This window comes from Halarchaeum nitratireducens, from assembly GCF_017874695.1.
GTDB lineage: Archaea > Halobacteriota > Halobacteria > Halobacteriales > Halobacteriaceae > Halarchaeum > Halarchaeum nitratireducens.
Window position 1 is genome coordinate 226,483 of record NZ_JAGIKY010000002.1, and the last position, 21,901, is coordinate 248,383.

General features: G+C 70.2%; 23 protein-coding genes. 11 read left to right on the forward strand and 12 right to left on the reverse strand.

Features of this window, described 5'->3' with window-relative positions:
• Window positions 1–19 precede the first annotated feature (19 nt).
• Window positions 20–979: a hypothetical protein gene (locus tag J2754_RS03260; protein WP_188877659.1), complete on the forward strand. Its 960-nt coding sequence runs from the start codon at window positions 20–22 to the stop codon at window positions 977–979.
• A gap of 152 nt (window positions 980–1,131) precedes the next feature.
• Window positions 1,132–2,436, forward strand: a complete 1,305-nt coding sequence (locus tag J2754_RS03265) for an RNA-guided endonuclease InsQ/TnpB family protein (protein WP_211086661.1) — start codon at window positions 1,132–1,134, stop codon at window positions 2,434–2,436.
• 77 nt (window positions 2,437–2,513) lie between these two features.
• Here J2754_RS03265 and ilvA read toward each other — a convergent pair whose 3' ends face one another.
• Window positions 2,514–3,725: a threonine ammonia-lyase gene (gene ilvA, locus J2754_RS03270; RefSeq protein ID WP_211086662.1), complete on the reverse strand. Its 1,212-nt coding sequence runs from the start codon at window positions 3,723–3,725 to the stop codon at window positions 2,514–2,516.
• Between the two features lie 236 nt (window positions 3,726–3,961).
• Between ilvA and J2754_RS03275 the strand changes: the two genes are divergently transcribed.
• Window positions 3,962–5,281, forward strand: a complete 1,320-nt coding sequence (locus J2754_RS03275) for an MATE family efflux transporter (protein ID WP_188877916.1) — start codon at window positions 3,962–3,964, stop codon at window positions 5,279–5,281.
• 199 nt (window positions 5,282–5,480) lie between these two features.
• Here the strand turns inward: J2754_RS03275 and citZ are convergent, their stop codons facing one another.
• Window positions 5,481–6,623, reverse strand: a complete 1,143-nt coding sequence (citZ, locus tag J2754_RS03280) for a citrate synthase (protein WP_211086663.1) — start codon at window positions 6,621–6,623, stop codon at window positions 5,481–5,483.
• Between the two features lie 189 nt (window positions 6,624–6,812).
• On the opposite strand from citZ, the gene J2754_RS03285 reads away from it, so the two are divergent.
• The 3 genes from J2754_RS03285 (at window position 6,813) to J2754_RS03295 (ending at window position 9,486) form a co-directional block, all read left to right on the forward strand.
• Window positions 6,813–8,048, forward strand: coding sequence for a potassium channel family protein (locus J2754_RS03285; protein ID WP_188877665.1), 1,236 nt, complete (start codon window positions 6,813–6,815; stop codon window positions 8,046–8,048).
• 57 nt (window positions 8,049–8,105) lie between these two features.
• Entirely contained in the window at window positions 8,106–8,384 is a 279-nt protein-coding gene (locus tag J2754_RS03290; protein ID WP_188877666.1) for an amphi-Trp domain-containing protein, read from the forward strand.
• A 145-nt stretch (window positions 8,385–8,529) separates the two neighbouring features.
• On the forward strand, window positions 8,530–9,486 hold the full coding sequence (locus tag J2754_RS03295; protein ID WP_188877667.1) for a succinylglutamate desuccinylase/aspartoacylase family protein: 957 nt from the start codon (window positions 8,530–8,532) through the stop codon (window positions 9,484–9,486).
• 84 nt (window positions 9,487–9,570) lie between these two features.
• On the opposite strand, the gene J2754_RS03300 is transcribed toward J2754_RS03295, so the two are convergent.
• Together J2754_RS03300 and J2754_RS03305 are read right to left on the reverse strand one after the other, a co-directional pair.
• Window positions 9,571–9,792, reverse strand: a complete 222-nt coding sequence (locus J2754_RS03300; RefSeq protein ID WP_188877940.1) for a DUF7511 domain-containing protein — start codon at window positions 9,790–9,792, stop codon at window positions 9,571–9,573.
• A gap of 225 nt (window positions 9,793–10,017) precedes the next feature.
• A complete protein-coding gene (locus tag J2754_RS03305) occupies window positions 10,018–11,289 on the reverse strand; it encodes a TiaS agmantine-binding domain-containing protein (protein WP_211086664.1) in 1,272 nt (423 codons plus the stop codon).
• A 93-nt stretch (window positions 11,290–11,382) separates the two neighbouring features.
• On the opposite strand from J2754_RS03305, the gene J2754_RS03310 reads away from it, so the two are divergent.
• Together J2754_RS03310 and J2754_RS03315 are read left to right on the forward strand one after the other, a co-directional pair.
• Entirely contained in the window at window positions 11,383–12,351 is a 969-nt protein-coding gene (locus J2754_RS03310) for a transcriptional regulator (RefSeq protein ID WP_188877669.1), read from the forward strand.
• A gap of 53 nt (window positions 12,352–12,404) precedes the next feature.
• Window positions 12,405–12,650, forward strand: a complete 246-nt coding sequence (locus J2754_RS03315) for a glutathione S-transferase N-terminal domain-containing protein (RefSeq protein WP_188877670.1) — start codon at window positions 12,405–12,407, stop codon at window positions 12,648–12,650.
• Between the two features lie 112 nt (window positions 12,651–12,762).
• Here the strand turns inward: J2754_RS03315 and J2754_RS03320 are convergent, their stop codons facing one another.
• Together J2754_RS03320 and J2754_RS03325 are read right to left on the reverse strand one after the other, a co-directional pair.
• Window positions 12,763–14,178: a ribonuclease FAU-1 family protein gene (locus J2754_RS03320; protein ID WP_188877671.1), complete on the reverse strand. Its 1,416-nt coding sequence runs from the start codon at window positions 14,176–14,178 to the stop codon at window positions 12,763–12,765.
• Window positions 14,178–14,555 carry a DUF7532 family protein gene (locus J2754_RS03325; RefSeq protein ID WP_211086666.1) on the reverse strand — a complete coding sequence of 126 codons (378 nt, stop codon included), beginning with the start codon at window positions 14,553–14,555 and terminating at the stop codon, window positions 14,178–14,180. Before J2754_RS03325 ends, J2754_RS03320 begins: the two co-directional genes overlap by 1 nt.
• An 80-nt stretch (window positions 14,556–14,635) precedes the next feature.
• On the opposite strand from J2754_RS03325, the gene J2754_RS03330 reads away from it, so the two are divergent.
• Window positions 14,636–15,646: a PrsW family intramembrane metalloprotease gene (locus J2754_RS03330; RefSeq protein WP_188877673.1), complete on the forward strand. Its 1,011-nt coding sequence runs from the start codon at window positions 14,636–14,638 to the stop codon at window positions 15,644–15,646.
• A 71-nt stretch (window positions 15,647–15,717) separates the two neighbouring features.
• On the opposite strand, the gene J2754_RS03335 is transcribed toward J2754_RS03330, so the two are convergent.
• The gene (locus tag J2754_RS03335) at window positions 15,718–16,320 is read right to left on the reverse strand and encodes a riboflavin synthase (protein ID WP_188877674.1); all 603 of its coding nucleotides are present in this window, start codon (window positions 16,318–16,320) and stop codon (window positions 15,718–15,720) included.
• A gap of 80 nt (window positions 16,321–16,400) precedes the next feature.
• On the opposite strand from J2754_RS03335, the gene J2754_RS03340 reads away from it, so the two are divergent.
• Entirely contained in the window at window positions 16,401–16,637 is a 237-nt protein-coding gene (locus tag J2754_RS03340; protein WP_211086667.1) for a DUF7533 family protein, read from the forward strand.
• Here J2754_RS03340 and J2754_RS03345 read toward each other — a convergent pair whose 3' ends face one another.
• The 3 genes from J2754_RS03345 to J2754_RS03355 all read right to left on the reverse strand — a co-directional run bounded on the left by J2754_RS03345 (window position 16,638) and on the right by J2754_RS03355 (window position 19,909).
• On the reverse strand, window positions 16,638–17,822 hold the full coding sequence (locus tag J2754_RS03345; protein WP_342590100.1) for a M24 family metallopeptidase: 1,185 nt from the start codon (window positions 17,820–17,822) through the stop codon (window positions 16,638–16,640).
• Window positions 17,823–17,824: 2 nt separating this feature from the next.
• Complete coding sequence (locus J2754_RS03350) at window positions 17,825–19,678, reverse strand: UvrD-helicase domain-containing protein (protein ID WP_211086668.1); 1,854 nt, start codon at window positions 19,676–19,678, stop codon at window positions 17,825–17,827.
• Window positions 19,679–19,750: 72 nt separating this feature from the next.
• A complete protein-coding gene (locus J2754_RS03355; RefSeq protein ID WP_188877679.1) occupies window positions 19,751–19,909 on the reverse strand; it encodes a DUF7563 family protein in 159 nt (52 codons plus the stop codon).
• A gap of 166 nt (window positions 19,910–20,075) precedes the next feature.
• On the opposite strand from J2754_RS03355, the gene J2754_RS03360 reads away from it, so the two are divergent.
• Window positions 20,076–20,813, forward strand: a complete 738-nt coding sequence (locus J2754_RS03360) for a creatininase family protein (protein ID WP_211086669.1) — start codon at window positions 20,076–20,078, stop codon at window positions 20,811–20,813.
• A gap of 73 nt (window positions 20,814–20,886) precedes the next feature.
• Here the strand turns inward: J2754_RS03360 and J2754_RS03365 are convergent, their stop codons facing one another.
• Together J2754_RS03365 and J2754_RS03370 are read right to left on the reverse strand one after the other, a co-directional pair.
• Window positions 20,887–21,318, reverse strand: coding sequence for a DUF5790 family protein (locus J2754_RS03365; protein ID WP_211086670.1), 432 nt, complete (start codon window positions 21,316–21,318; stop codon window positions 20,887–20,889).
• A gap of 191 nt (window positions 21,319–21,509) precedes the next feature.
• On the reverse strand, window positions 21,510–21,854 hold the full coding sequence (locus J2754_RS03370) for a dihydroneopterin aldolase family protein (RefSeq protein ID WP_188877683.1): 345 nt from the start codon (window positions 21,852–21,854) through the stop codon (window positions 21,510–21,512).
• Window positions 21,855–21,901 lie beyond the last annotated feature (47 nt).

Below are 21,901 nucleotides of genomic sequence, written 5' to 3' on the forward strand. Positions count from 1 at the left end.
TGGCGTGCGAAGGGCGGGCGTGCGCCGACGCCTCCGCCTCCTCGCCGCCGCTTCGCTCGCTCTCTGTTGGTACCTCTCCTTACGCGCGCGACGCCGCGCGGCCGACGTCCCACTCAGTCCCGTCACGGCGCGCGGATACGTCGGCCCCGACTTCCCCGAGCGCACCGACCTGACGACGGGCGAGGTCCCGGCCGGCGAGATGGACGACATGGCCCACTACGGCCGTCCGGACTTCGACCCGGATCGGGTCCACCCCGCGGTCCGTGACTTCTACGAGGCGACGAGCGCGTACCGGATGACCGCGACGGTGACGTGGCACCGCGGCTTTCGCCTCGGCGCGGCGCTCGCCGCGCGCGCCACGAGCGCCGTCGAACAGCTGAACCTCCCCGGCCCCCGCGAGGACTCGACCGTTCCCCTCGAAAGCCGGTTCGCGACGGTCCGGGAGGGGATCGATCCGCGGGACGGCGTCCGGGCGTGGGTGCGGACGAACCCGGAGACGGGCGAGGCCGTCTTCGTCGCGCTCTACGGGAGCCACGACGACGGCGGGGTCGACCGGATCGGAGACGGAGACGGAGACGCGGGAGAGCGACACGCGATCGATGCGGAAGCTGGCGGTCCCGCTGGCTCACGCAGCGAGGAGCGGTACGTGAACGACGCAGGGCGGTACGTGAACGTCGCCGTCCCGATCCCGTGGGGGAACGTCTCGACCGCGCTCCACATCGTCCACGCCGGCGGCGACCCGGACGCGACGGGCGTCGACCTGACGACGCGCACGGGCGAGCGTTCCGGCCTCTACCTCGTGACGCCGCTCGGCGACGTCGCGCTCCCCGTCGAGCAGCGTTTCGCCGTCCGTCCGGCGACGGGCCACCACCCGGACGCGGACGCGGCCATCACCGCGACGCAGACGATGTGGCTCTGCGGCGTGCCCTTCCTCACGATCGAGTACGACGCGGTGCGCGGCGATCCCGGCTCAGCATAACACATGGTGGAGCCTCCGGCCTCAAGGAGCGACCGAAGCGTAGCGAAGGGAGCGAGTAGGTCGGAGAGGAAACCGACGTGGTACGATACAACCGACGTATAGCGACCGGCCGACTCCCGAACGTATAAGTACCGCCTTATCTTCTCTGAAATATGGGTGTGCGTCGAACCGCTGTCGTGAAACTCGCTGTTTCCGACGAGCAACGCGACGCACTCCATCGAACCGCCGAGCAATACCTGTACTGCGCGAATCGAACCGCCGAATACTGCTGGTCCGACACATCGTACACCGAGTGCAAGACCAACAAACGACAGGTACGGGACACCCTCTACTCTGAACTTCGAGAGAAGACGGCGTTGCAGGCACAACTCGTCCAAGCCGCGATACGTCGCGCCGTCGAAGCCACTAAGGGCGTCATCGAACGGTGGAAGAAAGGACAGCGCGTCTCCCGTCCGACGTTCACCGCCGAGACGATGGACTACGACACGCGGAGCGCGACCTTCTACCGGAACAAGGTATCGCTGGCGACCGTTGAGGGCCGGGTCGAGCCGTCATTCGTTCTCCCGGCAGATAGCCCGACACCCTACGAGCGGTACGTACTCTCCGAGAACTACGAGTTCCGCGAGAGCACGCTTCGGTACGATGCGGCGACCGACGAGTTCTACCTCAACATCTCGACTCGGCGGATCGACAGCGTTGACGAGACGTGTGTCTCGTCCGCACACCAGAACGCGAAGCGTTCTGGGGACGCTGACGAGGGGATTTCGGCAGATACTGGGCACCCCGACCAAACGGTCCTCGGTATCGATCTCGGCGTCAACAGTCTCGCCGTCGCTTCGACCGGCACGTTTTGGCAGGGAGACGATTACGACCACTGGTGCCGCGAGTTCGAGAAGCGACGCGGCGAGATGCAACGGCGCGGCACGCAAGCCGCCCACAACGCCTTGCTTCGACTCGGCAAGCGTGAAGAAGCATGGCGGAAACAGTACATCCACACGGTCGCCAACGAACTCGTCTCGGAAGCTATCGAATACGACTGCGACGTAATCGTATTCGAGGACTTGACTGATATCCGCGAGCGGCTTCCGCAGGCGAAGTGGCACCACGTCTGGGCGTTCCGACGCCTGTTCGAGTACGTCTCCTACAAGGCCCCCGAGATGGGCGTCTCCGTCGAGCAGGTCGAACCGAACCACACGTCTCAACGCTGTTCGCGGACGGACTGTGGGTTCACGCACGAGGACAACCGCCATGGGGAACACTTCGAGTGCCAGAAGTGCGGCTACGAGGTGAACGCGGACTACAACGGTGCGAAGAACATCGGGCTGCGATACGCTCGCAAGCAGACACACAGACTCCGTTCCTCGCCCACGTCGGGGAGCGGAGACGCAGAAGTAGACCTGCGTGTGAATGGTGGGACGTTGAACGGCGAGAGTCACCGGCCTATTGCTGGCGACTGATTGCCGGGAGTCCACATCAAAGCCCTACCCTCAACGAGCGAACCCCGTATGGGGTAAGCGAAGTAGGATAGGGTAGCTTACACGAGTAGGTCGACCTCGTAGCCGGCCTCGCGGAGTCGTGCGAGCAACGCCTCGACGTGCTCCTCGCCCCGCGTCTCCAGGTCGAGTTCGACCTCGGCGGCGTTCAGCGCGACGTCGCGGTTCGTCCTGTCGTGCTGGATCGCGTATATGTTCGCGCGCTCGTCGGTGAGGATATCGAGGAGATCGTCGAGCGCACCGGGACGGTCCTTCAACACCGTTCGGAGTTTGACATAGCGGCCCTGATCGACGAGGCCGCGGAGGATCACGGTCGTGAGGAGATTGAGGTCGACGTTGCCGCCGGAGAGGATCGGAACGACCGTCTCGTCCGCGTCGACGTCGAACGCGTCGGTGAGGAGCGCGGCCAGCGACGCCGCGCCCGCGCCCTCGACGAGGGTCTTCCCCCGCTCCAAGAGGAGGACGAGCGCGTTCGCGATCTCCGCGTCGGTGACCGTGACGACCTCGTCGACGCGCTCGCGGATCACGGGGAACGTGCGTTCGCCCACGCCCCGAACGGCGATGCCGTCGGCGATGGTGTCGACCTGCTCGGCCTCCGTCAGACGGCCCTTCCGGAGGCTGTCCGCGACGCTCGATGCGCCCGTGGCTTGCACCCCGACGACCCGGACGTCCGGTGCGATTCCCTTCACCGCCGTTGCGACGCCGCTGATCAGCCCGCCGCCGCCCACCGGAACGACGACGGTGTCGATCGTGGGGAGGGCCTCCATGAGCTCGATGCCGATCGTGCCCTGTCCGGCCATGACGGCCTCGTCGTCGAAGGCGTGGACGTACGTCCGCCCCGACTCGGCCTCGATCTCGTGGGCGCGCGCTTGGGCCTCGTCGTAGTCGATGCCGTGTAGCTCGACGGTCGCGCCGTAGTTCCGCGTCGCCTTCACCTTCGAGATGGGCGCGGTCTCGGGCATCACGACCGTCGCCTCGACGCCGGCGCGCGTCGCGGCGAGCGCCACCCCCTGCGCGTGATTGCCCGCGGAGGCGGTGACGACGCCCGCCTCCCGCTCGGCGTCGGTGAGCCGCCGAATGCGGTTCGCGGCGCCCCGGATCTTGAACGAGCCGGTCCGCTGGGCGTTCTCGAACTTCAGGTGCACGTCGGCCCCGGTCATCGCGGAGAACGTGTACGAGCGCTCAAGCGGCGTCCGCCGCGCGACCTCGGAGACGGGGGCGACGGCCTCGCGGACGTCGTCGAGTTCGAGCATACGACCGCTACGCCGAGGCGTCGCCTAAGCGATTCGATGCATCGCAGAACGGAAGCGTGTGACGACTGGACCGACGTGCCGGGACGTAATAAGTGCCGGGAAAGCGGAGTGAAAGTGAAACTGACGGGGCCGTGCGCCGGAACCGCACGCCTTAGGGTGGACCGCCGTCCAGTACGGCCGTGGATAGCCGCCTGGCCGCCACGTGGCGACGCGTCTTCGGACTCGCGTGGCCCGTGATGGCCTCTCAGACCCTCCGCACGCTCATGCGGACGGTCGACGTCCTCGTCACCGCGACGTTCTCGCCCGCCGCCGTCGTCGCCGTCGGGCTCGCCGACCTCTACGGGCGCGTCCCGCTCCGCATCGGTATCGGGTTCGGAAGCGCCGCCATCGCGCTCGCCAGCCAGGACACCGGCGCGGACGCCGACGCCAACCGCGCCGAAGCGGTTTCGAGCGCCGTCCTGATGGGGCTCCTCGCGGGCGTCCCCATCGCCCTCTGCGGGATCTTCCTCGGCCCGTCGCTGATTCGGCTCTTCGGCGCGACCGGCGACACCGTGACGCTCGGCGCGACGTACCTCGGCGTCGTCCTCGCCACCGCGCCCGCGCGCCACGTCTCCCTCGTCGCCAGCCGCGCCCTCCAGGGCACGGGCGACACCCGCACGCCGATGTACGTCACCGGCCTCGCCAACGTCACCAACATCGCCGGATCGCTCGTCCTCGGCCTCGGGCTCTTCGGCGTCGCCTCCTACGGCGTCCTCGGCGTCGGCGCCGCCACCGCCGTCTCGAACGTCCTCTCCGCGGCGCTCCTCGTCGCCGCCATCGGCGCGTTCGCCGACGACCTCGAACTCGTCCGTCCCCGCGACCTCCTCATCGCCCGCCAGCTCCTTGCCGTCGCCGTCCCGAAGATCGCCGAGGGGGCCGCCACCACGCTCGCCGAGTTCCCGTTCAACGCCCTCCTGCTCGGCTTCGGAACGCCCGTCAACGCCGGCTTCCAGATCGGCCGCCGCGTCTACCAGCAGGTCACGGGGCCGCTCTCGCGCGGGTATCGCACCGCCGTCGGCGTCCTCGTCGGACAGGCGCTCGGCGACGGCGACCCCGCCGAGGCCCGCTACCGGGGGTGGGCGACCGCCGGCCTCGCCGCCCTCACCGTCGGCGGCGTCGGCCTCGCGCTCGTCGCCCTCGCCCCTGACGCCGTCCGCCTCCTCGCCGCCGGCTCGCCCGACGCGCTCCCCTACGCCACCGGGTTCGCGCGCGTCTACGGTCTCACGGCCGTCTTCGTCGCCGTCTTCACCGCCCTCTCGGGTGCGCTCGGCGGCGCGAGCGAGACCCGCATCCCCCTCTTCGCGCGCGCCACCGGCGTCTTCGGTGGCCTCGTCGGCCTCACCTACGCCCTGGGCGTCGCCCTCGGGTGGGGTCCGCTCGGCGCGTACGTCGCCGTCGCCGTCCAGTACGTCTGGATGGCCGCCGTCGCCGCCCTCGGGTTCCGCTACTCCGACTGGGCGACTCGCGCCGCCGGCATGATGGCCGAACGGGGAAGCGTCAGCGACGCCGAGGACTGACGCCGGAGAAACCCCGATCGAATCGCCCGCTTACGCTCGCCGAGGGGGACGAACGGCCGGTCCGCGGGGTCGGCGTGGCGGGCGCGCGGACGGACGCGGCCCGGTTGCTTTGCTCGTCGGGTACGCTCTGCTCACCGCTCCTCGCACAAACACGGGAGGAGAACCTCCGGCCTCGCTGGGCTCGACCGGTCGGAATCGCTTACCGTTCGTCGATCGGCGTGAACGTCCGGTCCTCGGGACCGACGTAGCGGGCGCGCGGACGGATGAGGCGGTTGTCGTCGTACTGTTCGAGGACGTGGGCGATCCAGCCGCCGACGCGGGACATCGCGAAGATGGGCGTGTAGATGTCGACCGGGATCCCCATCTGGTAGTACGTCGAGGCCGAGTAGAAGTCGACGTTCGGGGCGAGGCCCTTCTCCTCGCGCATGTACTCCTCGATGGCGACGCTCATCTCATACCACTTCGTGTCGCCCGCGGCCTCGCCGAGATCCTCGGACTGCTCGCTGAGGATCTTCGCCCGCGGGTCCTTGACGTTGTAGACGCGGTGGCCGAAGCCGGCGACGCGCCGACCGTCGTCGAGGGCCGTCTCGACCCACTCGACGGGGTCTTTCCCGGAGGCATCGACCTCCTCCAGCATCTCCATGACGTTCTGGTTCGCGCCGCCGTGGAGGCTCCCGGAGAGCGTCCCGATGGCGGACGTGATCGCGGAGTGGAGGTCGGCGAGCGTCGAGGCCGTCACCATCGCCGAGAACGTCGAGGCGTTCAGGCCGTGGTCGGCGTGGAGCACGAGCGCCTGATCGAAGACCTCCTCCATCACGTCGTCGGGCTCCTCGCCGTTCAGCATGTAGAGGAAGTTCGCGGCGTGACTCAGGTCCTCGCGCGGCTCGACGGGCTCGTCGCCGTCCCGCAGGCGTGTGAACGCGGCGACGAGCGTCGGGAGTTTCGCGGTGAGACGCTTGCCCTTCGCGAGGTTCGCCTCCCGGTCCGTCGGATCGGCGTCCTCGGTCGCGTCCGGATCGAACGCGGAGAGCTCCGAGACGGCGGTCCGGACGGCGGCCATCGGCACCTCGTCGGCCTCGGCGAGGTCCCGAACGGTCCCGAGGACGTCGTCGTCGACGGCGCGCTCGGCGGCCATGTCGCTCGCGAACGCGTCGAGCTCCGACTCGGTCGGGAGTTCGCCGTTCCAGAGGAGATAGAGGACTTCCTCGTACGACGCCCCACGCGCGAGGTCCTCGATGGTGTGACCGCGATAGACGAGGCGGCCCTCGTCGCCGTCGATGTAGCTGAGCCCGGACTCAGCCACGAGCACACCTTCGAGGCCCTTCTTGAGTTCGTCGGACATACACCACGGTTCTTCATCGGGTTCCAAAAGGATTGCCTATCGTCAATCGTTTCTCCGTGTCGTGCCGCAACCACCGTGCGGACCGCCCCCGTATCCGCGTATTTTTCGACGGTCGTCTATCGCCCGTTCGTCGCGTGACGGTTCGCACGCGGGCGTGACTTTTTACGCGGTCGCGGTGTTTCACCACCTATGCCCGGTCGCGTCGAATACGAACCCGCGAGCGTCAAGGACCTCCTCGCGGAGATGAAGGACACCGCCGAGCTCCTCATCGACCTCTCCTACTCCGCCGTCCTCCACGGGAGCCCGGACATCGCCCGCGAGGTCCTCGAACTCGAAGAGCGCATGGACGTCCTCCAGCTGCGCGCCCGGATGAGCCTCCTGATGGCGGCGCGCAACCCCGAGGACGCGGAGACGCTCGCGCCCGTCCTCGGCATCATCGGCGCGGCCGAGAAGGTCTCGGACGCCAGCGGCGACATCGCCAAGGTCGTCATCGAGGAGGTCGGCGTCCCGGACGCGATCCGCGGCGCGCTCCCCGACGCCGTCGAGCGGCTGGTGCGCGCCGAGCTCTCGCCCGACTCCAGGTATGCGGACCGGACGCTCGCCGACGTCAACCTCGAAACCGACACCGGCGTGCGCGTCATCGCCGTTCGCCGCGGCGGCGACTGGATCCCCAACCCCGGCGCGGAGACGACGCTCGAAGCCGACGACGTCCTCCTCCTCCGCGGCCCCGAGGAGTCGATCGGTGACGTCTACGAGGCCGCGAGCGGCGACGCGTACGCCCCGGCCGAACCCGCCGACCCCGACATCGCGGACCTGGAGCGCGCCGTCGACTCGCTTGTCCTGATGAAGAACATGAGCGAGCTCGCCGTCGATCTCGCCTACGGCAGCGTCCTCTTCGACAGCGCCGACATCGCCGCTGAAGTCGTCGAACTCGAAGCCGAAGTCGACGCGCTGAAAGCCCGATTCGAGGCGTGGACCCTCCGCGCCGCCGCGGACGTCGCCGACCCGGTCTCCCTCCGCGGACTCGTTCAGATCGCCAACGCGACCGAGGTGATAAGCGACGCCGCGGTCGAGATCTCCGAGGGCGTCCTCCGCGGCCTCGACACGCACGTCGTCGTCCGCGAGGCCGTCGAAGAGTCCGACGAGGTCATCGTCCGCGTGCAGGTCACCGACCGCGGTTCCCTCGCCGGAACGACGCTCGGCGAGGCCGAAGTGAAGACCGAGACGGGGATGCGCGTCATCGCCGTCCGCCGCCCCGACGGGGAGGCCGGCGCCGCGTCCGACGGTCTCGACGCCGGGGGCGACGACGCGTGGGTCATCCAACCCGGTCCCGACACCGCCCTCCGTACCGGCGACGTCCTGCTGGCGAAGGGCACGCGCGCGGGCGCCGACCGACTCCGCGCGCTCGCCGGCGACGACGAGTGACGACGCTCCCGGCCGGCGCGGGTGCACTTATTCGCTCGCGTACCCTACGCACTTCGTATGACGGAAGAGGTCCTATTCGAGTCGGAGCGCGTCCACACGAGAGCCGAGATCGCCGCGTACCTCCGCAGCGTCGCGGACGCCCTCGAACGCGGTGACGATCTCACGCTCAGCGCGGGCGCGGAGTCCGTGACGCTGACGCCGCCGTCGAACCCGACGTTCGAGGTGAAAGCCGAGCGCGAGGGACCGACCGACGGGACCGGCGAGCTCAGCGTCGAGTTCGAACTCGAATGGGACGAGGGCGACGACACCGCGGACGAGCGACTGGAGATCGAGTAGTCGGAGACGACGCGTCGGCGTCGCCTCGGCCGTGCGATAGCGCGACGACCGCCTCGGTCGACGCGTCCGCCGGGCCGGCCGCGTCCTCCCGCGGCCGACGGCCGTTCCGGGACACTCAATACGCGCCACCGACCCCCATTAGACAATGACGAGTCTCGGCACGGCGAGCGCGGCCCCCGGCGAGATCGACACGGGGCGGCTCACGGTCGGTGAGACGCGCGACGGCACGACTGTCGGCCTCCCGGTCGCCGTGATCAACGGCGAGACGGACGGCGACACGCTCTACGTGCAGGCGGCGAGCGACGGCGACGAACTGAACGGCGTCGGCGTCGTCTCGCGCTTCGTCCCGCAACTCGATCCGGCGGCGCTCTCGGGGACGGTCCTCGTGACAGGGATCGCCAACTTCCACGCTTATCAGGTCGCGGAGCACCGCAACCCGATCGACGACACGAAGCTGAACCGCGCGTATCCGGGCGACGCGCACGGGTCGTCCTCGGAGCGGATCGCACACGCGACCTTCGAGGCCGCGACGCGCGCCGACATGGTGATCGACCTACATCAGGGCTCGACGAGTCGGATGATCAACGAGGTCCGGGTGCGCTGCGGTCGCCACCACCGGCTCCACCGCGAGTGCCTCGAACTGGCGAAGGTCTTCGACTGCGGGCACATCCTCGACCAGAAGGGTCCGGAGGGCCAGCTCGCGCGCGCCGCGCCCGACGAGGGCATCCCGACGATCGACCCCGAACTCGGCGGGTGCGTCGGCTGGGACGAGGAGTCGATCGAATACGGCGTCACGGGCCTCTTCAACGTCCTGCGTCACTACGGCTATCTCGACGGCGACCACCAGCCCGGCCCGCAGACCCGCGCGCACGCCTTCGATCGGTACGGGGCGCCCGCGGGCGGTCTCGTCGACTACCGGGTCGACCTCGGCGACGAGGTGTCACGCGGCGACGAGCTCTTCCGCGTCGTCGACTCCTTCGGACAGGTGAAAGCGGAGGTCACGGCGGACAACGACGGCGTCTTCTGGCGCTCGCGTCGCCTCCCGCAGGTCGCGACGGGCGAGTACGTCTGCTCGGTCGGGACGACGATCGACACGTACTGATCGCGGACGGCGCTCGCTGGCGGGGCGACCGCCGGGCGGCGAACGGGTGAGAGACCGAAGACGAGGACGCGCGCGACGGACCGATCAGCGGACGGTCTCGACGTCGACGAACGCGTCGTCCGCGGCGGTGAGCCACGTGGTGACGAGCGTGTCGTCGTCGGCGTCCGCGGGGTAGACCGTACACTCGGCGTCGCCGTCGTGCTCCTCGACGCGGCACGCGAGATCGAACTCCGGCCACGTCTCGGTCTCTCGCACGAGTCGCAGGTCGGTGGTCGACGCGGCGTCCGCAACGCAACCGCGGGTCATTCGTCCACCTCCCGATTCGCCGCTGGCGCGGCAGTCTCGGATCGCATCGGTCACTCGAATCCAGTCGCGCCCGACATATATAGGCGTCCATCTGATTCGAAATTAAAACCGAAACGATTCACACCCGGGCGCATACGCGGCCAACAGCCCTCCTATGCGCCCGTCGCAGTCGGCGGCCGTGCGACGCCGTCCGTCGCCGCCCGTCGCCGTTCTTCCACCGCCCCTTCACCGTTCCGGACGCGTCGGCGCGTCCCACGACCCTCGGACGAGCGGGCGCGCGATGTGGCGGCGCGCCCGGGGCGGCACCTCGTACCACCCGGGGTCGAGGTCGCGCTCGATCGGAACCGCGACCTTCCCCGGTGCGCTCGTCCCGCAGTCCCGACACCGATAGCCCTGCGTCGCGCCCGCCGACTCCATCGTGCGCCCGCAGTCGGGACAGGTCGGCGTCGTCCGCGCCGTCGTCACGCGCTCCCGGAGGGCGAACTTCTCCAGTTTCAGCGTGCCGTCGCTCACCTCACCGCAGAGCGTCACCTCGTCGCCGACGCGGAGATCGCGCACGCGATCGCGGAAGCGCTTCGTCGGCTCGAACGCCGCACAGCGTGCTCGGCCCGTCTCGTCCTCGACGGCGAAGAAGACGTGGCCGCCGCGCTCCGTCTCCGGGGCGCGCGTCACCGTCCCGTCCACCCGGTACGCCCGACCGTCGCGGAGCGCGTCGAGCGCGTCCGCGTCGCGGAGATGCGCGTCCGTCCCCTGGTTCGTCACGAACGTCCGCGCGGCCGCGATCGATTCGCCCTCGATCCGGGCCGCGACGTCCCGGCAGGCCGCGGGGTCGTCGCCGCGGATCCCGTAGAGGATCGGTCCCGGCGTGTGCGGGACGCAGACCGTCTCGCCGGCCGCTCGATCCACCGTGTCCCAGACCGTCGGATAGGCGGCGTCCGCGGCCGCGAACACCGAGTCGTGTTCGACGTCGCGCTCGCGCCCCCAGCGCGACGGCTCGCGGTACGCGATGCGCTCGTAGGTCCATCCGTCGAACGCGCGCCACGCGCCCACCGCCGCGAGCGCGCCGATCCGCCCCCGACCGTTCTTCCACCCCTCGCTGCGGTAGCCGGCCTCCTCGCAGCGTGCCAGTGCGTCGTCGATCGCGTGATGGGCGCGTACCGCGTTACGTGCGAAATCGGTGACGGCGTCCGGAACGGCGGCCGGATCGCCGGGTGCGACGACGAGTCCGGGGTTCGTCCGGTCGTCGCCCACTTCTGCGGCGTCCGCGATCGCGTCGCGCGCGACGGCGAACGCGTCGTCGACGGGAGCGTCCGTGTGGAGCGCGAGCGCCGCGTTCCCCCGCGTCTTGTGCTCGACGGCGGGGTTCAGCCGGACGAGGAGGACGCGCGCGACGTCGTGGCCCCGGACTTCGAGACTCGTCGCTATTCGGTGGGCGACGTACGTCGTGCACATCCCCCGCGTCCGCGAGTCCGTATCGTCGATGCCGACCGTCGTCACGCACGTCCCTAGCCGTCGAATCCACGTACGGCTTTCGGGGTTCGTCTCCCGCTGGCACAATACATATATGTGCATACCGGCTTAGAAACCCGTATGTCCCGGTCGGCACTCATCGAGAACGTTACCGCGATGCTGGAGGACGCGGGGTTCGCGGTGAGCGACCGGTGCGTCATCCGCCCGAAGAGCTTCGACGTCGCCGCCCGCCGCGGCGACGACCTGCTCTTCCTCAAGATCCTCGGGAACGTCGACGCGCTCGACGGCCCGACGGGCGCGGAGATGCGCCGGCTCGGCCACTACCTCCACGGCACCCCGATGGTCGTCGGGCTCCGCACCCGCGACGAGGAGCTCGAACGCGGTGTCGTCTACTTCCGCCACGGCGTCCCCGTCATTAGCCCCGACACCGCCCTCGACTTCTTCGTCGAGGGCGTCCCCCCGCTCGTCTACGCCGCCCCCGGGGGACTGTACGTCAACATCGACGGCGACGTCCTCGCCGACGAGCGCGAGGAACGAGGGTGGAGCCTCGGTCGTCTCGCCACCGAACTCGGCGTCTCCCGACGCACCGTCTCGAAGTACGAGGACGGGATGAACGCCAGCATCGACGTCGCGGTCAAACTCGAAGACGTCTTCGGCGACGACCTCACCAGCCCCGTCGACGTGCTGAACGGCGCCGACGAGGTCCGCGACGCCGACCCGACCCCCGAGGACCCCGACGCCGACCCCGAGGACGAACCGATCGTCGCCGTCCTCACCCGCGCCGGCTTCGACGTCCACCCCACGGTCCGCGCGCCGTTCAACGCCGTCGGCGAAGACACGAACCGCCCAGAGGGACTCCTCACCGGTCACTCCTCGCTCACTGACGCCGCGGTCAAGCGCGCGCGCATCATGGCCAGCGTCGGCCGCATCACCCGCACGCGGGCGGTGTACTTCGTCGACGAGGCCACCCAGACGTCCATCGGCGGTACCGCCATCATCGAGCGCGCGGAACTCGAACGGATGGACGACCCGGACGCCTTCCGCGACCTCCTCAAGGAGCGCGGCGAGGACGCCGAAACGGAAGCCTGACCCGAACCGCCGCCTCCACATCCCTCTTCCCCCTCGAACGCGTACGCGACGACGTGAGCGACCTCGAACTGTACATCCTCCCCGGCTGTCCGTACTGCGCGAAAGTCATCTCGAAGCTCGACGAGCTCGGCCTCGACTACGTGGAACACGAGGTCCCGCGCTCGCACGGTCAGCGCGACGAGGTGAAAGCGATCAGCGATCAGACCGGCGTCCCGGTCCTCGTCGATCCCGCGACCGACGTGACGGGGATGCCCGAGAGCGACGACATCGTCGAGTACCTCGACGAGCAGTACGCCTAACGACCGCACTCCTCGGCGTCGGTGGTACCTCCCCGGTCGATTCGGTCGACGCGACACCGGCGTAGACCGCCCGCGGGAGACGACGACAGCGCCCGCCGTCCGTCCTCGTTCGCTACTCGCTGAGCCCGTCCGCCAGCCAGTCCGCGACGTCGAGCGCCCGGTCCGCGAGCGCGCGCGGGACGTCGCCCGCCTCGACGTCCGACTCCAGTTCGTCCTCGTCGACGACGTCGACCGTCCCGTCCGGGTACTTCACGACGTCCACCTGCAGGTCGACGTACCGGATCGCGTCCGGGAACAGCTCCACGGGGGTCGAGACGTTCACGTAGGTGCCCTTGTTCGTGCCGTCCGTACCCTCGTAGCGCGTCATGTACCACTCGCGCCCCTCTTGGATCCGCGTCGTGGCGACGTCGCCGGCCTCGCGCTCGGTCCCGAGGGCGTCGTAGGTGCCGCCCGGATGCATCTCGCGTTCGAGCGTCACCTTCCCCGTCGACGGTTCGCAGTTCGTGATCGTCCCGCTCCCGAGCGTGATGAGGCGGCCGCTCGGCTTCCCGTGTTCGATGGCGAGCGCGTCGCCCTCGCGCGGCCCGAACGCGGCCGAGACCGCGTCGAAGGGGAACTCCTCCGCGTCGACGCCGACCGCCTCCGCGAAGTCGACGGCGCGACTCGCCGCCGGCGTCGCGGCCTTCGTCCGGTGGTGGCCGGGCATCGTCGCCGTCGCGGCGCTCCGGCGGTCGTCGAGCGCGAAGCGCGCGTCGCGCCCGAACCAGACCCACGCCGTCCGCAGCGGGCGATAGACTGCCCGCGGCGCGTCGACGTCCCCCGCCTCGTCGATCGCGCGCTCCATGTCGTCGGTGCGCTCGACCGCGGCTTCGAGCGCCTCGCGGAGCGCCGCGAACGACGCTCCGTCCGCGGCGCGGCCCCACCGGACCGCCCACGCGTCGGGGACGTCGACGTTCAGCATCTCCGTCGTCTGGACGAGCTCGTGCTCGGCCGTGCCGTCCGGCGTCGCCGCGACGAGCGCGTCCCCCTCCTCCAATGCGGCGAGCGCGCCCACACCGGGAGTCCGGAGTGCCGTCGTGGCCGTCGCGCGGCCGTCGAGCCACGGCGGCGCTGGTTCCCGGATCTGCACCCGGAGCGTATCGCCTGTCTCGACGTAGCCGTCCGCGGCGTCGAACGGGAGGTAGGCCTCCCGCTCCCCGCCGAGGTCGAGCACCGCGCCCCCGCCGGTCGTCCCGGAGACGCGCGCGTCGAACACCGCGCCGGCCGGCACGGACTCGTCCCAGTCGAGCGCGTCCTCCCCGACGCCGACGCAGCGCTCGCGCAGCGACGCGACGGCGTCGGGGCTCCCCGAGAGCCCGACGCCCTGTCGGTCCGCGGTGGTCTCCACGGTGACGTCGGCGGGGTCGTCCGGGAACGCCGCGTCGAAGCGCTCGCGGATCGGCTCCGACGCTTGGACGACGGTGTGCCCGGCGTCGAGACACACCGCGGTGAGCGCCGTCGCGTAGATCCCGCGGATGCGAACGCGCATCACTCGAGCGCGTCCCGCGTCGGTGCGAACCGGACCCGGTCGTGGACCGTCGGCCCGAGTTCGAGTTCGACCGTCCCGTCGTCGAGCGCTCGCGCCCCCTCGACGTAGACGCCCCACGTGTCGAACCGGAGGAACCCGCGGACGTCCTGGCTGTGCGTGAAGAGGTCGCAGTAGTCGACGTCGTGTTCGGGATACGGGTCGTTCGAATGCGTCTGCTCCATGTCGGAGTAGACCGTCTCGTGGTCCGCGAAGAACGCCGAGATCTCGGCGGCCGTCTCGCGCGCCTCGCGCGCGACCGTCTCCTCGACGTCGCGGAGGGTGTCGGCCGAGACGCCGGCCTCGCGGAGCGCGCGCCGGGTCGGCTGATCGAAGAGCATGCCGGCGACTACGCGTGACTGGCTGAAAAAACGTCGCTCTCGCCCGAAGAACTTAGAGCGAGCCACCTGTACCGCGGGGCATGCCGCAGAAACGCGATCCGATCCAGCGCGCCGCGGACGGACGCGACCTCTACGACGTGGCGTCGTGGGAGGAACGCACCGCGATCGATCACCTCGCCGCCCGCCTCCACGGACTGCTCACCGTCGGCGGTCGGTGGTCGGTCATCGCGCTCGCCGTGGTCATCCTCGCCGCGCAGTTCCTGATCGTCGGCGTCGCGGCGTTCCAGAACCCGCTCCTCGGCGTCTACGTCCTGCTCTCGATCGTTCCGGCGGCGATCCTCGTCTTCTCCGTCTGGCGCATGGACGTCACGATGCGCGAACCGCTGTCGATGCTCGTCGGGACGTTCGTCCTCGGCTTCCTCTTCGCCGGCTTCGCTTCCGTCCTCAACACCGTTCTCAAGGACTTCATCGCCCCGATCGCCATGGTCCTCTTCTTCTTCGTCGTCGTCGGTCCCGTCGAGGAGACGGTGAAGTGGCTCGCCGTCAGACTCTACGCGTACCGATCCGAGCGATTCGACGCCGTGATCGACGGTGCGGTGTACGGCGCGGCCGCCGGTCTCGGCTTCGCTACGATCGAGAACACGATCTACATCACGAATCAGTTCCTCACCGCCGCGAACAGCGCGACGCTCCAGACCGCGCTCGGGCAGGCGCTCCAGACCGCGACGCTCCGCACGTTCGCCGGCCCGGGCCACGTCATCTACTCGGCGTTCGCCGGTTACTACCTCGGTCTCGCCAAGTTCAACTCGGAGAACCGCGGCCCGATCGTCGTCAAGGGCCTGCTCATCGCCGCGACGATCCACGCGGCGTACAACACCGTGGTGACCTACGCCCCCCAGTTCTTCCCGAACTGGAACCTCCTCGCGTTCATCGGGTTCGTTCTCGTCTACGACGGCGTCTTCCTCCTCGTCCTCTACCGAAAGCTCTCGCGCTACCGCGACGTCTACACCGACCTCGACGCCGGGAAGGCGTCCGAGGACCCCTTCGAGGACCTGACGCCCGCGGTCGAGTACGTCGGCGACGAGACGTAGCGCGTCGCCGCGAGGAGGCGGAGACGTCGATGAGCGCGCGCCCCGTCGTCGTCCGATCGTCGCCGGCGCTTCTAGTACGTCTCCAGTCGCTCGACGTACTTGGCGACGACGTCGAGCTCGACGTTGAGCGCGTCGCCGGGCTCGCGCTCGTCGAGCGTGGTCTCCGCGCGCGTCGTCGGGATGACCGCGACGTCGAACGTCCCCGCATCGTCGTCCACGCTCGCCACCGTGAGGCTCACGCCGTCGAGCGCGATCGATCCCTTCTCCGCGACGTAGCGCTCGTACCCCGCGGGGAGGGCGAACGTGTAGCGGTAGTCCTCCCCCACCCGCTCGATCGCCCGTACCGTCGTGGTGGTGTCGACGTGGCCCTGCACGACGTGGCCGTCGAAGCGCCCGTCGGCCGGGAGCGCGCGTTCGAGGTCGACGCCGTCACCGACGGCGCGCTCGTCGAGGCTCGTCCGCGCGACGGTCTCGGCGGCGAGGAACGCCTCGAACCACGCGCCGGCGTCCGTCTCGCCGTGGTCTTCGACGGTGAGACAGACGCCGTCGACGGCGACGCTCTGCCCGTGGCTGAACCCGTCGATCCCGTCCGTCTCGATCCGGAGGCGGCGTCCCCCCTCGTCTCGTGTGACGTCGACGACACGGCCGGTCGTCTCGACGATCCCGGTGAACATGCGATCAGTTTCGGGACGTATCACGAAAGTGTTGTCGCTCCCGGCGCAACGCCTACGGGCCGCGACCCCCTCACGCGCCCATGGGGATCCTCTCGCAGCTCTCCGTCGTCGTCACCCTCGCCTTCTGCGCGCCGCTCATCACGCTCGGCGCGCGGTACGCGCTCGCGGGGAAGCCGCTCGCCCTCCTCTTCCTCGGCCTCGCGGCGCTCGTCCTCGGCGTCGAGCGCTACGTGCTGACGCCGGACGACGTCGCCGTGGCGGCGGTCGAGCGCGCCGTCGGTGCCGTCGCGCGCGACCCCGACGAGGACGCGGATTGATCAGTCGACCGTCGGCGACAGCGACGTCCCGTACTCCCCGAGTAGCTCGTACCCTTCCTCGGTGATGACCGCGAGGTCGGCGATCCGCACCCCACCGCCCTCACCCGCGTCGAACACCGTCGGCGCGAGGGCGACGACGTGCCCGGGCTCGAGCTCGCTCGTTCCCGTCAGCCACGGCGCTTCCCGACGGGCGAGACCGACGCCGTGGCCGAGCGCCCGTGTGCCGCCCGTTCGCCCGTCGCCGACGCCGTCGAAGCCGTACGCGACGATCTCCGCCGCCGTCTCCTCGTGCACGCGACTCGCCGGCGTCCCGGCTTCGAGCTCGGCGAGGCCGGCCTCGCGCGCCCGCGTCACCGCGAGGTGCGCGCGGCGGTCCCAGCCGCCGTCGGTGTCGACGACGAACGTCCGGGCGAGCCGACCGTGATAGCCGGCGGCGTCGCGCGGCGCGAGCTCGACGAGGACGGGGTCGTCCGCCCGTATCGGATCGTCGCCGCCGCGCGCGGGGTCGCGCCACGCCGCCCCCGCGGCGACGACGGTGTTCCCCGCGGGATCGACGCCCGCGCGCGCCAGCGCCGCGTTCACCTCGCGGCGGAGGCTCGCCGTCGTCAGCGCGTCGCCCCCGTGGATGAGCGCCGCGGCGTCAGCGTCGGCGTCGCCTCCGATTTCTTCTCGCCGCTCCGCGTCCGCGAGCACGGCCTCGGCGCGTTCGACGCCCGCCGCCGCGGCCGTCTGGACGGCTCGGATGCGCTCGATCTCCGCTTCGGTCTTCGTCGCGCGCGCGGCGTCGAGCGCGTCCGTCGAGGCCACCCCGTAGCCGGCGCGGTCGAGGTAGAGCGCGGCCGCGTGCGGGATCGTCGCCGTCGACAACACCGTTCCCGTCGCCTCGCGCTCTGCGAGCACGGCCGCCGCGCGCTCCCCCGCGGCGTGCCCGTCGAGCGATCCCGCGCCCACCACCGTCCCGTCGAAGACCTCCCTCGCCGCGCTCGCTGCACCCGGCGGCGGACAGAGCAGCCGCTCGCCGGCCGCGCTCAGGAGGAACGCGCTCGGCCGATCCGGGAGGGCGGGGCCGGCGAGATAGCGCATCGTCGCGTCGCTCCGATCGCCGACGTGGACGAACGCGGCCGCATCGCGCGCCTCGATCGCGTCGGCGAGCGCCGTCGCGGCCCGCCCGTCCGTCGCCGTCACGCCTAGTTCATCGAGATGGGCGCCGCCGCGTTCGACAGCGCCTCTTCGAGGGTCTCGCCCGTCGGCTTCCCGTAGAGCAGGACGTCGAGCGGGAGCGTCGGCGCGCCCGTCACGAGGTTCTGCATGAGGACGAGCCGCTCGCGGGCCCGCGACATCCCGACGTAGAAGACGCGGCGCTCGTTGTCCGTCAGGACGGGGACGGGGTCGCTCTGCCGGGTGAACTCCTCAACGCCCTCGGGGAGGTCGTCGGGGTCGGCCGTGGCGGCCATCTGCTCGACGACCTTCTCCGTGAGGTCGGTGGCGAGGAAGACGTGGTCGGCCTCGCGGCCCTTCGCTGAGTGGATGGTGCCGACGCGGACGCGATCCGAGTTCATCCCGCGGTAGTCGCCCTGGAAGTAGGCGTCGATGGAGCGGCGCTGGTAGCGCGTCACCTTCCGGAGCATGTCGGCGGCCGCGGCGGGCGCGGGGACGAACGGCACCCAGTTCCGGATGAACTCGGGGCTGAACTCGAGCTCGTCGAGCGGGGCGTCGGCCTCGTCGCCCTCGCTGGCCTCCTCGCGGCGCGCGTCGATCTCGTCGCGGAAGTCGCTGCGGTCGTTCGTCCCGAACGCCGAGTCCTGGAGCATGTCCATCAGCCGGCGGGCCTGCAGGCCGGTGACGGGCTCGCCCGCGTCGATCGCCTCGACGGCCTCGACGTACTGCTGGAGCCGGTCCGTCCAGAGGCGCTGGTCGGTCAGCGCCTTGAACGGGATGCCCTCGGTGATGAACTCGTCCACGAAGTCGAAGAGCTGGTAGCGCGCGCGGAAGAGGATCATCACCGTCTCGTCCGTCGTCTCGATCGTCCGCCGGACGTTCCGTACGAGATCGAGCATCGACGGCGAGTCGACGGCCTCGACCCGCCCGCCCTCCTTGCGCGGATTCAGGTCCTTCTCCTGGCGGTTCGTGATGTGACCGACCTCCTGCTGGACGATCTTCAGCACCTCGGAGGGGAGCCGATAGGAGTTCGGGAGGACGACGTTCTCCGTCACCTCGGTGTCGAGCAGGAGGTCCGGATCCGCGCCCTGCCACGCGTAGACGACCTGGTCGTCGTCACCCGCGATGAGGACGGTGTCCATGTGGGGCTTCCACTCCTGGTAGACCTTGTACTGGAGGCTCGTGATGTCCTGGAACTCGTCGATGACGAGGTGATCGACGTTCGGGACGAGCGAGCGCTGCTCGACGCGTTCGAGCATGTCCGCGAAGCCGACGAGCTCGTGTTCGCCCTTGTAGGCGCGCCACGCCCGGATGCACTCGGGGATGTCGTAGCGCTCGTCGCTGGACGGCCACGTCGGCGTGTACTTGTTGCCGACCTGCGCGTTGTCGTCGATCTCCGGGGGGAGTCGGACCTCCTCGTCGTCCCAGTTGAACGGCACGTCGTACCACTCGGCGACGTCGCGCCCGGTCCGCTGGAGCCACTGGCTCGTCGCGATGACCTTGTTCCCGAGCGTCGTCGAGCGCGCCGTGCGCCGCGATCCCGAGGCGTACTCGTCCTCGTACGGGATCCCGTAGTCCTCGCAGAAGGCCTCCTTGTCGTCCTCGCCGACGACGTCGCCCCGCGAGAGGTTCAGGAGCTCGTAGGCCTTCGCGTGCATCGTGGAGACGTTCCCGCGTAGCGAGCGCGGGTTCACGTCGAGGCGCTCGGCCAACCGCTCGCGTACCTCGGCCGCGGCGGCGCGCGTGTAGGAGACGACCAGCACGTCCCGTATCTCGACGTCGTCGTCTTCGAGGATCTCCTCGACGCGGTCGAGGAGCGCGGTCGTCTTCCCACTGCCGGGACCGCCGAACAGGCGCGTGACCTGTGGCTCCGACTGACTCATTACACATCTACAGGACCTACGAGGGTATAAGCGGCGTGACTTTCCGCGACGGAAACGGACGAAACCGACGGCTCAGGTGCGACGAGTGGAGCGCGCTTCGCGGACCTCTGCACCGTCTCGGATCTTGTCTTCGCAGTTCGGACAGACGCGGGGGGCGGTGTGGCCGTCCGGTGTGAACACCCGCGCGTACGCGTCGGTCACGAAGGACCCACAGTTCTGACAATCCGGCATACTCACTACTCGGGTAGGACGCAACCCGCCTTAGTTATACTGGCCACCTAACCTATCTGAATACCGATACCACTGGCGGCGGGGATCGCCGGCCCGCGACGCTCCCCGCGTCGCTGGCGTTCAGCGATCCACGGGCTACAAGTCCTCGACGAGCGCACGTCGACGTATGCGCCTCGCTGACGCCACGTGGACCGACGCCGACGCGGCCGCCGTCGACGTCGTCTTCCTCCCGGTCGGCAGCACCGAACAACACGGCCCGCACGCGCCCCTCGGGACCGACTCGTTCTCGGCCGAGACCGTCGCCGAACGGACGGCCGACGCCTACGCCGGTACCGCGGTCGTCGCGCCCACCGTCTCCGTCGGCGTCTCCGAGGAGCACCGGCAGTTCACCGGAACGCTTTGGGTCTCGCCGGACACGTTCCGCGCGTACGTCCGCGACACCGTCGCGTCGCTCGCCCACCACGGCTGGACCGACGTCGTCGTCGTCAACGGCCACGGCGGCAACGTCCCCGCCCTCGGCGAGGTGTGCGCGGCGATCAGTCGCCACGACGACGCCTACGCCGTTCCCTTCACGTGGTTCGACGCCGTCGGCGAGCACGCCACCGACATGGGCCACGCCGGCCCCCTCGAAACCGCGTTCCTCAGACACGCGCGCCCCGAGTCCGTCCGCGAGGACCGGATCGACGCCGCACGCGAGGGCGCGAGCGACCGCTGGGGCGAGTGGGTCTCGGCCACCAACCTCGCGCACGACTCCGCCGCGTTCAGCGAGAACGGCGTCGTCGGCGATCCCGGCGTCGACACCGAGGCGCGCGGCGCCGAACTCCTCTCGCGCGCGGTCGACGCGCTCTGCGACCTCGCGGACGCGGTCACGGCGCGCGACGCCGATCCGGTCCCGCACCGCTGACGCGCCCCGACCTCGGTCGCCGAGCGTCGCCACTCGACCGCGCGGCTCGCGCGGTCCGACCGTCGTGGTCGGTCTACTCGCCGTCCGCGGTTCCGTCGGCCGCCTCGTCGGCCGCCGCGTGTAGCTCCTCCAGCTCGCCGCGGAGCTCGGGGATCGCGGAGGCGAGATCGGCGACCGCGTCGCTCACCTCCTCCAGGTCGTCGAGGACGTCCTCGATGCGCCCGATCTCGTCCGCGAGGTCGTCGGCGTCCTCGAAGGCGTCGGCGCGCTCGCCGATGGTGTACCACTTCTTCGCGTCCCGGAGGTGGGCCTCCACCTCCTCGACCGCGAGCGCGGTTCGCAGACCGTTCAGCACGCCGAGCGTGTTGTCCGCCTCGACGTCCCACACCGCCGACGCGCTCGGGAGCGCCTCGCGCGCCCCCGCGAGGTGGTCCTCGACGTCCGCGCGGATCTCGGTCGCCGCCTCGCCGAACAGTTCCTCGTCGTCCAACCCCGATTGGCTCATGAACCGTGCTACGCACCCCCGTAGTTTAAAACTCCACCCCGATTCCGCTGACGACGCGCCCGTGACCCCGCTCACACCCCCCGCGTGCTTCCGCGCTCCGTCGGCCCGGACCGACGCTCTCGCCGCGCTCACCGCTCGCGTCCGCTCGTCGTTCGCTCACCTGGCCGGCCCGCACACCCGCCCGGGCCCGCCTACGTCTCCACTTCGACGAGCTCCATCAGCGGGTAGCCGTCGTCCATCTCCATCCGCGCGACCGCCCGCGTCCCCTCGTAGTCGACGACGACGTCGACCTCCATGAAGCGGCCCGTCAGCTCCGTGTACGCCGCCGGCCCGCCCGCCAACTCGGCTTCCAGCGCCGCCGTCAGCACGTCGACCGTCACGTCGGTGCAGTACGGCTGGTTCTCGATCGCCTCCTCCATCGCCGTCTCCAGACTGGGCGCGCTCGCGGGGCTGATCGGCGTCCCCGCGAACTGGTGGTAGAGCGTTCCGAACTTGATACCGACCTCGAACGCCGCCTCCTCGGCACTGCTGACCATATCGTCACGCCCGACGCGCGCCGGTATGGGCCTTCCCGTTCGTCCCG

Coding starts and splice junctions, on each gene's coding strand:
- ilvA (WP_211086662.1), bottom strand. CDS start 3,725: ATGCTCGAACTCGACGACGTCCGCGAGGCCGTCGCCCCCGTCTCCGAG.
- J2754_RS03365 (WP_211086670.1), bottom strand. CDS start 21,318: ATGAGCCAATCGGGGTTGGACGACGAGGAACTGTTCGGCGAGGCGGCG.
- J2754_RS03295 (WP_188877667.1), top strand. CDS start 8,530: ATGACGAGTCTCGGCACGGCGAGCGCGGCCCCCGGCGAGATCGACACG.
- J2754_RS03330 (WP_188877673.1), top strand. CDS start 14,636: ATGCCGCAGAAACGCGATCCGATCCAGCGCGCCGCGGACGGACGCGAC.
- J2754_RS03265 (WP_211086661.1), top strand. CDS start 1,132: ATGGGTGTGCGTCGAACCGCTGTCGTGAAACTCGCTGTTTCCGACGAG.
- J2754_RS03310 (WP_188877669.1), top strand. CDS start 11,383: ATGTCCCGGTCGGCACTCATCGAGAACGTTACCGCGATGCTGGAGGAC.
- J2754_RS03355 (WP_188877679.1), bottom strand. CDS start 19,909: ATGCCGGATTGTCAGAACTGTGGGTCCTTCGTGACCGACGCGTACGCG.
- J2754_RS03370 (WP_188877683.1), bottom strand. CDS start 21,854: ATGGTCAGCAGTGCCGAGGAGGCGGCGTTCGAGGTCGGTATCAAGTTC.
- J2754_RS03340 (WP_211086667.1), top strand. CDS start 16,401: ATGGGGATCCTCTCGCAGCTCTCCGTCGTCGTCACCCTCGCCTTCTGC.
- J2754_RS03325 (WP_211086666.1), bottom strand. CDS start 14,555: ATGCTCTTCGATCAGCCGACCCGGCGCGCGCTCCGCGAGGCCGGCGTC.
- J2754_RS03360 (WP_211086669.1), top strand. CDS start 20,076: ATGCGCCTCGCTGACGCCACGTGGACCGACGCCGACGCGGCCGCCGTC.
- J2754_RS03335 (WP_188877674.1), bottom strand. CDS start 16,320: ATGTTCACCGGGATCGTCGAGACGACCGGCCGTGTCGTCGACGTCACA.
- J2754_RS03320 (WP_188877671.1), bottom strand. CDS start 14,178: ATGCGCGTTCGCATCCGCGGGATCTACGCGACGGCGCTCACCGCGGTG.
- J2754_RS03350 (WP_211086668.1), bottom strand. CDS start 19,678: ATGAGTCAGTCGGAGCCACAGGTCACGCGCCTGTTCGGCGGTCCCGGC.
- J2754_RS03275 (WP_188877916.1), top strand. CDS start 3,962: ATGGCCTCTCAGACCCTCCGCACGCTCATGCGGACGGTCGACGTCCTC.
- J2754_RS03285 (WP_188877665.1), top strand. CDS start 6,813: ATGCCCGGTCGCGTCGAATACGAACCCGCGAGCGTCAAGGACCTCCTC.
- citZ (WP_211086663.1), bottom strand. CDS start 6,623: ATGTCCGACGAACTCAAGAAGGGCCTCGAAGGTGTGCTCGTGGCTGAG.
- J2754_RS03300 (WP_188877940.1), bottom strand. CDS start 9,792: ATGACCCGCGGTTGCGTTGCGGACGCCGCGTCGACCACCGACCTGCGA.
- J2754_RS03290 (WP_188877666.1), top strand. CDS start 8,106: ATGACGGAAGAGGTCCTATTCGAGTCGGAGCGCGTCCACACGAGAGCC.